Raw genomic sequence first — 13,225 nt, forward strand, 5'->3', positions numbered from 1 at the left:
AAATAACAACATGGAGTAGATGTTTTGCAGGTAACTCAATTATTTAAAAGCGTGTCAGCCGTTGCTATGACCGCCATTCTAGCGAGCTGTAGTGTTAAACCTTTGCCACTTGAGCCAAGAGTTGGTGATACCGGTCAGCCATTATCGGCAGTTGCACTGAAAAGCGATGTGCAATTTTACGACTTATCACTTGAAGTGTTTCCTGATGATAAACGCATTAAAGGGGTGTCGAAAACGCAGTTTAAAATGCTATCTGCAAGCCAATTTGTTGAACTAAAACTTGATAGCCGGTTTTTAATCACTGCAATTACCTCAGACGATAAAACACTTAACTATACCCGCAATGCAGGTGTGCTAAACATTGATTTAGTTAAGCAATACCCTGCGGGTAGCACAGTAAGTGTTGCTGTGGCCTATGAGGGCAACCCCCATATTGCTAAAAACGCGCCTTGGGATGGCGGGTTTGTATTTGCTGAAACAGAAAGCGGCGAGCCGTGGATAGCTACCGCAGTGCAGGGCGAAGGTTGTGATTTATTCTGGCCTTGTAAAGATCATTTTGCTGACAAAGCCGATAGCATGCGCATAAGGCTCACGGTACCAAATGGCTTAAGTGCAGTAACCAACGGGGTATTGCAAAGCGTAAAACCAGTCGGAGCAAACAAACAACAATTTGATTGGCTGCTATCTGTGCCTGCAAGCGACTATAACATTGCCCTGAACATAGGCCCGTATCAACGTATTGAGCGTAGTTATACTAGTATTAATGGCACTGAGGTTCCGATTGAATTTTGGGCACTTGCTAAACACACACAGCAAGCGTCGATGCTAATAGAGCAGGATTTGCGTTCTCAAGTCGCGTTTTTTGAGCGCTTTTTAGGGCCTTACCCATGGGGGAATGACAAACTGGGCTTTGTTGAAACACCGCATTTAGGTATGGAACATCAAACGATCAATGCTTATGGTAAAAAATATAAGCGTGATGCTGGCGGTTATGATTGGTTATTACAGCATGAGTTAGCTCATGAGTGGTTTGGTAATTTAATGACCCATGAAAAACTCAACGATGCATGGCTACACGAAGGCTTTGGCAGTTACATGCAGCCAAGTTATAGCTTGTATAAATTCGGTGAAGCGGCCTATAACCACAGCATGTATAAGTCGTATTTAGGGCTTAAAAACTGTCAGGCCATTGTACTTGATGGCGACATAACCTCAGATCAAGCATTCAACCCTGATATTTATGGCAAAGGCAGTTGGACTTTACATACCTTACGCTGGTTAATTGGTGATGAGTTATTTTGGCAAGCCACCCGTGAGCTGCTTTATGGGGTGAACGACACCAAGCAATTAGCTTACCCAATTTCACCGCGATATCGAAATACCGATGAGTTTATTGCTATTGTTAACCGCTTAACGGCGAAAGATTATAGCTGGCTGTTTGATGTGTATTTAAAACAGGCTCAATTACCTGAACTTGATGTTATTCAATCAGCTAACAGCTTAACGCTGAAATGGAACAAAAACTCTTTGCAAGATAAGCCATTCCCTATGCCAGTTCCGGTGCAAATAAACGGTTCGTTGCAAACTTATTATGTTGAAAATGGCGAGATTAGCATTGCTTTAAAAGCGGGGGATCATGTGGTGATCGATCCAAACATGAAGGTGTTTAGGTATTTACCAATTATCGATAAATGTAAAACTGACCAATAGCGAAGAAGCCCAGCATAAACTACTTTATACTGGGCTTATTACTCAACCTAAACAAAGTTCTAGGCTAAATCGGCTGCGCTTGGTAAAGACGCAAATGCACCATAACGGCTTACAGCAAAAGCGCCAGCTTTAGCTGCATAAGCAATGGTTTGTTCGATGTTAGCTGGGGTTTGACAAAACGCTTTAAAACTTTGTTTGTTTTCACAGTGCTGGCCAATCTTTGACAGCATGCCGCCAATAAACGCATCGCCTGCGGCTGTGGTATCAACTACTTTTGTAGCTGGTGGGCTAACTTGACCTTTAAAGTCTGCGTGATAAAAGCTGATTGCTTCGCCGCCATTGGTAACTAGCAAACAGGTTACACCGGCCTTTAAAATGGCATCAATAGTATGCTCAAGTGGCATTTCTTGATGGCTTCTTTGATTTAAAAACTCAAGCTCTTCAAATGAGAGTTTAACGATATCTGCCAGAGAAATAACATGCCACATTCTATCAAGCGTATGGCGCATACTTGGCCACAGGTTTTCGCGCAGATTCATATCAAAGCTACAAATTGCACCTGCTTTTTTCGCCTGCGTTAAACCATAAATTGTTGTTTGATAGATATTGTGCTCAGTTAAACTGTTGCTGCATACGTGCATGATGGCGTGATTTGCAAACATTGCATGCTCAAAGTCGTCCACTCGATACAGTAAATCGGCAGCTGGTGGGCGATAAAAACTAAACGAGCGTTCGCCATTTTCATCGAGTGATACAAACGCCAATGCTGTTTTAGCCGCATCGGTGAATGTACAGTAATCAGTGTTTACCGCATGCTGCTCAAGCTCTTGTTTAATAAAGTGACCGAACATATCATCGCCTAGCATACCGCAAAAGCTGGTGTTTAGGCCTAGTTTTGCTGCTGCAACAGCCACATTGGCAGGTGCGCCACCTGCGTATTTGGTAAATGACTCTGGTTGTTTACCATCTGATAAAAAGTCGATTAATGCTTCGCCAAAACACACTAAACTCATTATGCATTCCTCAAGGTTAAGGTTCTTAATACTTCGTAGCAGGCACCCATAGTATGGTAGTCGGTTTTGCCTGCTGGCGATTTTTCGTCACTGTAGGGTTGGTTTTGTGCTGATAAAATGCGATACCACGCACCATATTGGTGATCTACCATATGTTGCCAACTGTATTGCCAAATTTTTTCGTACCATTGCCAATAGCTTTCGTCATTTGTGGCATCAGCGAGTAGGGCTGCTGCGGCTAATGATTCGTCTGCACCCAAAAGTATTTATCGCTATCACAAATTTGTTTATCTGGTGCAAAGCCATAGAAAATGCCCCCATGTTGCTGATCCCATGCAATCCTAAGGGTTTCATCAAACAGGCTTTTAGCGCGCGTTACCAGCCAAGGTTCATCAATATGGCGGTTTAAAATAAGTAACAGTTTTGCCCACTCAGTTTGATGACCTGGTTGAAATCCCCAAGGTCTAAATAAATGCTGCGGGTCATCTTTGTTGTAATCTAAATCGAGTTGCCAATTTTTAGAATAGTGTTCCCAGACAAACTGTTGGCTCTGTGCAGCCAGTTTTACTGTGAAAGTTTCGGCAAGTTGTTTAGCACGTTTTAAATAACGGGTCTCGTTGGTTGCTTCAAAACACATCAGTAAGGCTTCGCATAAATGCATATTGGCATTTTGGCCGCGATAGTCATCTGCACAGCTAAAATCGGCATTTTGCTCATCTAAATAGGCATTATGCTGGGGTTCAAAGTAGTGCTGCTCTAATAAATCCCAAACTTGCGAAAGGGTATTTTTGCAGTTGTTTACCCCTGCTTTTAAGGCTACTGCGTTTGCAAGCATAACAAAGGCAAGCCCGTAGCAATGATTGGTGTCGTCTAACACGGTTACTTTGCCGTTATCATCTTGCTCAATAAGCCAAGCATAACCACCAGATGCTTGTTTATGCGCATGTTCAAGGTGAGCTAAACCATGTTTAGTGAGGCTTAAATATTCTGGCTCTTTAAACTCTATGTACGCCATTGCATAGTTAAAAACAAAGCGGGTGCTCGAGACTAAATGGCGAGTGTGTTTATCGTAGATCGCGCCATTATTTTTAAAAAACTGATAAAAGCCAGCTAAGCCATGGGCTGAATGATCAACACAATGGGGGTGATAAAAAGCAAGGGTATCTTGAATATGCTGCTTAAGAAAATCAGGGCTTTTAAAGTTAACTGTGGCCATGCGTTATTAATAAATCTGTGTACATCTTGCAACTATAGCAGGAAATAAAAATATTGGAACGTTCCTAGTAAATCTTTGTGCTATTTTTACTTCAATGTGTAGAATCAAAGGTAACTTGTTAACGGAGTGAAAACCACGTGAGTGAAATAAATACAAACCAATCGTTTGTCGCCGATGGTTCGCAGCAAAATAAAAACTACCTGCTACCACTGACAGCAATGACAACCCTGTTCTTTTTATGGGGTTTTATTACAGTTTTAAATGACGTGTTGATCCCGCGCTTAAAAGGGGTATTCGATTTAACCTACACAGAAGCAATGCTGGTTCAGTTTTGTTTCTTTGGTGCTTACTTTATTGTGTCGCTACCAGCGGGTATGTTGGTTAAAAAAATGGGCTACAAAAATGGTGTACTAACTGGCTTAGTCGTAGCATCAATTGGCTGTATGTTATTTTACCCAGCGGTTGTAGTACATGAGTACTGGTTATTTTTAGGTGCGTTATTTGTATTAGCGGCAGGTATTACCGTATTACAGGTATCTGCTAACCCGTACGTTGTGGCGTTAGGTCCTGAAAAAACGGCGTCGTCACGTTTAAATTTAGCTCAAGCACTTAACTCACTCGGTACCACAGTTGGTCCATATGTGGGTGGTATTTTATTCTTTGGTACAGCAGGCACACTAGCTGCAAACGCGGCCACCGCTGAATCTGTCAAAGTGCCTTACCTCATGCTTGCAGCTGCACTACTGACCATTGCTGTAGTATTTGCCTTCTTTAAATTACCCGTGATTGCAGAGCACACAGAAGAGCAAGACTGCAAAGCGAAAGGCCACAGCCTAGCTGAAGCACCTCATTTAATGATGGGTGTTGTAGGTATCTTCTGTTACGTCGGTGCTGAGGTTTCAATTGGTAGCTTCTTAGTAAACTACTTTGGCGAAGCGCACATTGCAGGCTTTGAAGAGCATGCGGCGGCAAGCCTAATTGCTTATTATTGGGGCGGTGCAATGGTGGGTCGTTTCATTGGCTCTGCAGCATTGCAAAAGATTGCGCCTTCAAAAGCGTTATTCTTTAATGCCATGATGGTTATTGTATTGCTGTTAGTGACTATATTCACTGAAGGTGATGTGGCGCTTTATTCAGTACTTGCGATTGGTTTATTCAATTCAATCATGTTCCCGACTATTTTCTCTGTTGCTATTGAAGGCCTAGGTTCACTCACAAGTAAAGGTTCGGGTTGGTTATGTTTAGCAATCGTTGGTGGCGCCTTAGTACCATTAGTACAAGGTGTGGTAGCTGATACAGTAAACATTCAACAAAGCTTCTTTGTACCTGTGATTTGTTATGCTTTTATCGCTTGGTATGGCTTAAACGTTGTACGTTTAGCAGATAGCTGGAAAAAACGCATCAACTAAAAATAACTATTAATAAAAACCCCGCACAGAGTTGCGGGGTTTTTTTGTGCCATTTTTTGCTTTAGCCAACAAAATTAGATGACAGAATGATTTAATGAATACGTATTCAGGGGTGATTAAAGCAGTAATTTATAGGAACGTTCCAAAAAGTGTTTTGCTGCTTTTTATTAATGTGGCTTTAGAAGTTGAATGTGCTGCCGCTAATAAAGTAATTGATTTATAAAGAAAGCGTACTTTAATTATAAGTAACGATTTCCTAGTTTTAGCTTAATTTTATAAGACAAATGGCTTTAAATTTGTTAAATATAAAAGTGCTAACAACGAAAAAAATAACAAATAGGTTTGTCATGCAAAGCTCCAAAAGTACTTTGAAATTTACCACCAAGGTAACTGCGGCTGCATCACTGGTTTTAGTGATTGTGCTCGGATTATTTACCGTCAATAACTTCGTCTCTATGCGCAGCCAAACGCAGGAGCAGCTTTCGCTTGTTCTGCAAGAGATTTCTCAATCAGTATCGCAAAATATAGCTAACTGGTTAAACGCTAAATTAGCGATTGTTTCGTCTGTCGCAGACACCTATCAGCTAGTTGATAGTAAAGAGTTAACACTTAAACAACTAAACACAGCCGACAAAGCAGGTGATTTTAAAAATACCTATATTGGTATCACTGATGGCACTTTTGTATTGAATGATCAATCGGTTGTTTTACCACCTGATTACGATGCTACCAAACGTCCATGGTACAAACTTGTTGAAAATAAAAGCAGTACTGCGTTTACAGCCCCTTATATTGATGTAACTACCAATGAACTAACTATTTCTGCTGTAGCGCCAATGCAAGCAAACGGTGTGTTTAGTGGTGTTGCGGGTGCCGACATCGACATGAAAACGATTACCAAAATCGTCAACGAAATTGACTTTTTAGGGTTTGGTTATGGCTTTTTACTTGATAGCGAAGGGCATATTTTAAGCCACCCAGAAACGAAGTTTATCGATAAAAACATGCGTGACTTATTTGGCAAAGACTTATCGCTTCAATCTGAGTTCGTTGAAGTTCAAATTGATGACTCAGACAAATTAGTATCGTTTACCAAGGTTAAAGGTATTCAAAACGTTGATTGGTATTTAGGTGTAGTTATTAACGAAGAAATAGCTTATTCATCGGTTGCCTCATTTAGAAATATGGCAGCTATTTATATGCTGTTAGGTATTGTCGCGATTGTACTGATGATGCAGTTTTTACTTCGCTACTTAATGCGCCCAATGCAGCGCTTGAACGATGCAATTAAGGATATTGCACAAGGCGAGGGGGATTTAACCCGTCGTCTTGAAGTTGAAAATAATGACGAGTTTGGTGAGTTGAGCCATTACTTTAATGCGTTCATCGAGAAGATTCATACATCAATCGAGCAAGTTAAAAATACCACCGTTGAGCTTGAGCGCTTAGTTGAGAGTTTAGTTAATCAAACGCAAGGCACGCTCGACATGTATGCTGACCAAACAAAGCGTACAGATAACGTAGCAACTGCAATCAATGAACTGACATCGAGTGCGGTAGAAATCTCAAATAGTGCAAGTAATGCGTCAACCTTAGCAACCAGTGCTAACAGCCAATCATTACAAAGCCAATCTGCATTAGCTGATAATTTAACGGCAATTAATGCCTTGTCTCGTAATATGGAGCAGGCGCAAAAAACCATTAATAGTTTAGATGCACACACCGTAAGCATCGACCAAGTGCTTGAAGTGATCAAAGGGGTTAGTGAGCAAACTAATTTACTAGCCCTTAATGCTGCAATTGAAGCTGCCCGTGCGGGTGAAGCGGGTCGAGGCTTTGCGGTTGTCGCCGACGAAGTACGCCAACTTGCGCATCGTACACAGCAATCAACGCAAGAAATCGAAGACACAATTTCTCAGTTACAACAAGGCTCTGCGTCTGCGGTTGAAGTAATGACTGCAAGTATTCGTGATAGCGAAAAGAGTGTTGAACAAGCACATGTAGCAGGCGATAAAATGGCTGAAGTAACTCGTGCCATTGAGTCAATTGATGAGGTGAACCACAGTGTTGCAAATGCCACGACTGAGCAAAACCAAGTCATTCAAAGCCTAGACAGTGACATACACTCAATTAGCGAGCTTTCTAATCAAGGCCAGAGCAATCTGAATAACACCTTAAACGAGTGTACAAAATTAAAAGCCCAGTTTTATGAGCTCGAAAAATTAGTGCTCAAATTTAAAGTTTAGTTGTTAAGAGACTGCAATCTTGGATCAAAACTGGCTTAATGCCATTACTTTAAACAGTGTCGACACGGCGGATAAACAGCGCCGTGCCTTCACCTTATTTACCATGGCTTTTTTTGCCATTGTTTTAATCACTTCGTTGGTGTTATCTAACTATCAAATTTACGCTTTACCATTAACTATTATGTTGGTTGTGAGTGATGTAACCATCGTGCTGTGCATGCTGTATTACTTTCGCACAGGTGCTCTGGTGCCTGTTAGCTGCATTATTTTATCTATTATCTTATTGCTTTGTCTGGCCTTAGTGTACACCGGCGGTAAAGAGAATACCGCTTTATATTGGCTAATGTTTTACCCTATTGTGGCTTATGTCACCTTAGGGTTAAAAGTGGGCAGTGTGTTGGTTGGGATTATGTATGCTAGTGCAGTTGCACTGCTGTTTAGCCCTAATTTTGGTCAAGCACACTATGGGCAAGTTGAAACTTCACGCTTTTTAGCGTCCTTTAGTTTAGTAATTTTGTTCGCTGCGATTAGTGAATACTTTAGACAAAAAAGCCATCAAAAAATTGCTGGTATTACCTTAATAGAAAAACGCGATGCATTGACTGACCCACTTACAGGTCTTGCTAATCGTCGTTATATTTATGAACATATTCAACCCCGCCTTGAAGCTGAAGCGGCAAACTACTTACCTATGTCGGTATTATTAATTGATTTAGATAATTTTAAGTCACTCAACGATAGTTATGGCCATGATTTTGGTGATCAAGTACTTATTGCATTTACTTCTATGTTGCACGATAAACTGCGAGGAACCGATATAAAAGCACGCTATGGCGGCGAAGAGTTTATTATTTTGCTACCTTAAACAGGGCTAACAATTGCACACTCTGTAGCTGAAAAGTTGCGCGCTTTTGTTGCTCAAAAACAGATCCCCTATGATGTTGGGCAATCTATATCTATAACTTGCAGTATTGGTATTGCCAGCCTCGAAAGGGGAAGCCAATTTAGTAAAGCAATTAAGCATGCTGATGAAAACTTGTATAAAACGCCAAAGCAAAAGGGCGCAATCTAGTTGTATCAGGTTTAAGTGAGGTTAATTAAATGGCAAAGCTAATTTATGTTTATGACCCAATGTGTAGTTGGTGCTGGGGCTTCAGAGAAACTTGGTTAAAGCTTCAAGCAGCCATTGGCGACAAACTTGCTATTGAATATAAAGTGGGTGGCCTTGCGCCTGATTCAGATGAGCCAATGCGAAAAGAAATGCAGCAGTTTTTACAGCAAACATGGCAGCGCATTGAGCAGCAACTTGGCACACCATTTAATCATGAGTTTTGGCATACCGCGCAACCGCGCCGTTCTACTTACCCAGCATGCCGTGCAGTGCTTGTCGCAAGGCAGCAAAATAAAGAGCAAGAGATGCTTTATGCCATTCAAAAAGCCTACTACCTAGATGCACAGAATCCATCTGACATCAGCACCCTTGCAAGCCTTGCTGAGCAAATAGGGTTAGAAAAAAACGCATTCCTTAAAGAAATAGAAAGTGAAAAAATAAATTCATTACTTATGGACGAAATAAACCAAGCGAGAAACTTACCAATTCAAGGCTTTCCGTCTTTAGTCCTTGAAAATAAAGGGCTCTATGCTGCTGTCCCTGTTAATTATCAAGACTGGCAAAGTACTTATCAGCAAATAACATCTCATATTTAGTTCCCGAAACCCTGCAACTTTTGACTTATCTTTGCGCAATATAAACTAATTGTTACAGCTGTCATATTTTTGTATTTTTTGCGCAACATGCTTGTCATTTTTCATCGTTATCCTTTCGCACAATAAAACAACCCAACTAGCAAATTAAGCTAACTTAACGAGTAAAGGTGTATGCGATGAAAGGCGTTAAACCACTGATTTTAGCAGGTATTGTAGCGGCATCTGCAGCAGTACATGCAAACGATCTAGATAAAGTAATTGATAAAAGCAGCGAGATAAACAAATCTGCAGCGCAATCACAAACTAAAATCGACAAGATTGCAGATTCAATGCAAGGTCGTTTACAACAATTCAAAGCCCTTAATAAAGAAATTGACGGCTTAACTGTTTATAACGCGCAACTTACTAAGCAATTAAACAACCAAATTGCAGAAATGGACGCGTTAAACGAGTCAATGGATCAGGTATCAGTTATTGAGCGTCAAATTACGCCGTTAATGATGCGTATGATCACAGGTCTTGAGCAATTCGCTGCACTAGACGTGCCTTTCTTAACTGAAGAACGTAGCAAGCGTATTGCATCATTAAAAGAAATGATGGACCGCGCAGACATTACTTCAAGTGAAAAATTCCGCCGCTTACTTGAAGCTTACCAAGTAGAAGTAGATTACGGTCGCACTATCGAAGCGTACACAGCATTACTTAACGTAGATGGTCAAGAGCGCGAAGTGGATTTCTTACGCATCGGTCGTTTAGAACTTATTTATTTAACACGCGACGGCAAAAAAGCAGGTAGCTGGGATAAAGAAACAAAATCGTTTGTTGAATTACCAGATTCTGCAATCAGCCAAATCAACAAAGGTTTACGCATTGCACGTAAGCAACTTGCCCCAGATATGTTAACACTGCCAGTCCACGCTGCTGAATAAGAGGTTTGAGATGAAATTATTAACGAAAATGACAAAAATGGCCGTGTTTGCAGCTGGCCTTGGTTTTGCTGGTAGCAGCCTAGCAGCTGAGCCAATGGATTTAGACTCATTACTAAAAACATTAGAGCAAGGTAAAGCACAGCAAAGCGCTGAAAATAAACAACGTGAACAAGAGTTCATGGCGCGTCAAAACGAACAAGTACAAATGCTCAAAGATACACAAGCAAAACGTACTGCAATGCTTAACGAGTCGGAGCGCTTAGAAACTCAGTTTGAAGAAAACGAAGTAAAGCTAGCTAACTTAACAGACACGCTTTCAAACCGCATGGGTTCACTTAAAGAGCTATTCGGTGTGTTACAACAAGTAGCGGGTGATTCAAGCAATAAATTCATGACGTCAGTTGTTTCTGCAGAGCTTCCTGGTCGTAGTAACTTCATGGATGAGCTGGCACAAAAAATGGGTTCAACGTCAAAGCTTGCTTCTATCGATGATATCGAAAAAGTATGGTTTGAATTACAGCGCGAAATGACTGAGCAAGGTAAAGTATCTCGCTTTACAACAGATGTTATCGTCGAAGGTGGCAGCAAAGCACAAAAAGAAGTGGTGCGCGTTGGTGCATTTAACTTAATCGCTGATGGTAAATACCTAGAGTACACACCAGCTACAAATACAATCAGCCAGCTTACGCGTCAGCCTAGCAGCCGTTACACAGCAACGGCTGCTGATTTACAACAAGCAAACTCAGGTGTTGTACCGTTTGCACTTGACCCAACTGGCGGTTCAATTTTAGGTCTTTTAGTTCAAGCACCAGATACTGAGGAGCAAGTTCATCAAGGTGGTACAGTTGGTTACATTATCTTAGGTGTTGGCTTAATCGCTTTACTAATTGCACTTGAGCGCTTTGTATCTCTGATGATTATGGGTAGCAAAATCCGTCGTCAGCTTAAAGACACAGTGGCACGTGATGACAACCCTCTTGGTCGCGTAATGAAAGTGAAAGATCAGTACCCAGATGTAGCGTACGACACGCTTGAGCTTAAATTAAGCGAAGCAATCATTCGTGAAATGCCAAAAATTACTCGTAACCTGACGCTAATTAAGATTATCTCTGTGGTAGCACCACTACTTGGTCTACTAGGTACGGTAACCGGTATGATTAACACCTTCCAAGCAATTACCTTGTTTGGTACAGGTGACCCTAAACTAATGGCGGGTGGTATTTCTCAGGCACTTGTAACAACGGTACTTGGTCTGGTTGTGGCTATCCCTACAGTATTCTTATACACACTTCTTAACACGCGCTCTAAAAACATGCTGTTGATTTTACAAGAGCAAAGCGCAGGTATCATCGCAGAGCGAAGCGAGAAAGGAGCATAAATCATGGTGCTATTGATTGATGCAATCAATGCTCTACGTGATTTCCTCGACACAGGTGGCCAAGTTCTCTTGGTCATCGGGGTCCTCATCTTCGCGATGTGGTTATTGATACTTGAGCGTTTTATGTATTTTTTTGGTGGCTTTAAACGCTACAAGAAAGACGTAAAAAGCACTTGGAGCAATAGAGCAGAGCGTAACAGCTGGAACGCAGAGCAAATTCGCCAAGCGATGATTTCACGCGCTGGCATGCAACTAAATAATAACCTTGCGCTAATCAACGTAATGGTTGCGTTATGTCCACTTTTAGGTCTGTTAGGTACCGTAACTGGCATGATCGAAGTATTTGATGTAATGGCAATCACAGGCACAGGCAGTGCACGTTCGATGGCATCAGGGGTGTCTAAAGCCACTATTCCAACAATGGCCGGCATGGTGGGTGCACTTTCAGGGGTTTTCGCATCAACGTTCTTACAACGTCGTGCAAAACGCGAAGTGCAATTACTTGAAGACAACATGGTCTTAGACCACTAAACGAATTTTAGGGTGATGTGAGCATCACCCACTAGGAGACTAACAATGAGAGCGCCACTAGGTAACCTATTTCAAGAAGACGACGCTGAAGAAATCAACATGACGCCAATGCTAGACGTTGTTTTCATCATGCTTATCTTCTTTATCGTAACAGCATCATTCGTAAAAGAAGCCGGTATTGATGTAAACCGCCCTGAAGCAGCAACAGCAGTGAAAAAAGAGCGTGCCAACATCTTAGTTGCTATTTCTGACAAAGGTGAAATTTGGATCAACAAACGCCAAGTAGATGTTCGTGCAGTTCAAGCAAATATCGAGCGCTTAAAAGCTGAAAACCCACAAGGTAGCGTGGTTATTCAAGCTGATAAGAAAGCCACAACCGATGTACTTATTAAAGTAATGGATGCATCGCGTGCTGCAGGCGCATTTGATGTGTCGATTGCTGCGCAAGAAGCATCATAAGGAATGTGAGCAATGCGTTATATAGTTGCATTAATCATCGCTGGTATCGTGACTGTTATGCTGTTTTTAGGCATGCAGGCACTGATCACCGGTGGTGAAGGGGCCATGTCTGAGCCCGTAAAAGGAAACGTACTTGATTTTGTTCGTCTGAAAAAAGAAGAGACAGTGCAAAAGAAAGAACGTAAACCGCAAAAGCCACCAACGCCAAAAGAGCCACCTCCACCAATGGAATCACCGCAAATGCAAAACAGTGATCCTAACGCGAGTAATGCCAACTTTGACTTTGGTGCCAGTGTTGAAGCCGACGTTAACTTAGCTGGCGGCTTAGCCCTTGAATCAAGCGATGGTGAATACCTACCGATTGTAAAAGTAGCGCCTGTTTACCCGCGCCGAGCTTTATCGCGTGGTATCGAAGGCTATGTGATTGTTGAGTTTACAGTAACCAAGCAAGGCACAGTTCGTGACCCGAAAGTGATTAAAGCTGAACCAGAGTCACTGTTTGACCGCGCTGCGATGGATGCAGCACTTAAATTTAAATATAAACCGCGCGTTGTTAACGGTGAAGCTGTTGAAGTAGCGGGCGTACAGAACAAAATTTCTTTCCAAATTAACGGTTAGAAAAGAGGA

Annotated in this window: 10 protein-coding genes and 2 pseudogenes; 10 read left to right on the forward strand and 2 right to left on the reverse strand. The window is 41.7% G+C overall.

Annotation, left to right across the window (positions count from 1 at the left end):
• Positions 1–24 precede the first annotated feature (24 nt).
• Positions 25–1,710 carry a M1 family metallopeptidase gene (locus ACRWSG_RS21045; RefSeq protein ID WP_462167455.1) on the forward strand — a complete coding sequence of 562 codons (1,686 nt, stop codon included), beginning with the start codon at positions 25–27 and terminating at the stop codon, positions 1,708–1,710.
• A 59-nt stretch (positions 1,711–1,769) separates the two neighbouring features.
• Here ACRWSG_RS21045 and ACRWSG_RS21050 read toward each other — a convergent pair whose 3' ends face one another.
• Positions 1,770–2,723, reverse strand: a complete 954-nt coding sequence (locus tag ACRWSG_RS21050) for a carbohydrate kinase family protein (RefSeq protein ID WP_054552062.1) — start codon at positions 2,721–2,723, stop codon at positions 1,770–1,772.
• A pseudogene (locus ACRWSG_RS21055) lies at positions 2,723–3,939 on the reverse strand (AGE family epimerase/isomerase). Before ACRWSG_RS21055 ends, ACRWSG_RS21050 begins: the two are co-directional and overlap by 1 nt.
• 137 nt (positions 3,940–4,076) lie before the next feature.
• On the opposite strand from ACRWSG_RS21055, the gene ACRWSG_RS21060 reads away from it, so the two are divergent.
• From ACRWSG_RS21060 to ACRWSG_RS21100, 9 genes and pseudogenes are all read left to right on the forward strand, one after another.
• Positions 4,077–5,348, forward strand: a complete 1,272-nt coding sequence (locus tag ACRWSG_RS21060; RefSeq protein WP_462167456.1) for a sugar MFS transporter — start codon at positions 4,077–4,079, stop codon at positions 5,346–5,348.
• 347 nt (positions 5,349–5,695) lie between these two features.
• Positions 5,696–7,594, forward strand: coding sequence for a methyl-accepting chemotaxis protein (locus ACRWSG_RS21065; RefSeq protein WP_462167457.1), 1,899 nt, complete (start codon positions 5,696–5,698; stop codon positions 7,592–7,594).
• Between the two features lie 103 nt (positions 7,595–7,697).
• Positions 7,698–8,666, forward strand: a pseudogene (locus ACRWSG_RS21070) (diguanylate cyclase).
• A gap of 29 nt (positions 8,667–8,695) precedes the next feature.
• Positions 8,696–9,301 (forward strand): DsbA family protein, encoded by a 606-nt coding sequence (locus ACRWSG_RS21075; RefSeq protein ID WP_235373358.1) that lies wholly within the window; start codon positions 8,696–8,698, stop codon positions 9,299–9,301.
• 176 nt (positions 9,302–9,477) lie between these two features.
• A complete protein-coding gene (locus tag ACRWSG_RS21080) occupies positions 9,478–10,230 on the forward strand; it encodes a DUF3450 domain-containing protein (protein WP_462167458.1) in 753 nt (250 codons plus the stop codon).
• 10 nt (positions 10,231–10,240) lie between these two features.
• On the forward strand, positions 10,241–11,608 hold the full coding sequence (locus ACRWSG_RS21085) for a MotA/TolQ/ExbB proton channel family protein (RefSeq protein WP_054552069.1): 1,368 nt from the start codon (positions 10,241–10,243) through the stop codon (positions 11,606–11,608).
• A gap of 3 nt (positions 11,609–11,611) precedes the next feature.
• Positions 11,612–12,139 (forward strand): MotA/TolQ/ExbB proton channel family protein, encoded by a 528-nt coding sequence (locus ACRWSG_RS21090; RefSeq protein ID WP_054552070.1) that lies wholly within the window; start codon positions 11,612–11,614, stop codon positions 12,137–12,139.
• 45 nt (positions 12,140–12,184) lie between these two features.
• Positions 12,185–12,598, forward strand: a complete 414-nt coding sequence (locus ACRWSG_RS21095; protein ID WP_036971869.1) for an ExbD/TolR family protein — start codon at positions 12,185–12,187, stop codon at positions 12,596–12,598.
• Positions 12,599–12,610: 12 nt separating this feature from the next.
• Positions 12,611–13,216: an energy transducer TonB gene (locus ACRWSG_RS21100; protein ID WP_054552071.1), complete on the forward strand. Its 606-nt coding sequence runs from the start codon at positions 12,611–12,613 to the stop codon at positions 13,214–13,216.
• Positions 13,217–13,225 lie beyond the last annotated feature (9 nt).

The sequence above is a fragment of the Pseudoalteromonas sp. GB43 genome, assembly GCF_054923805.1.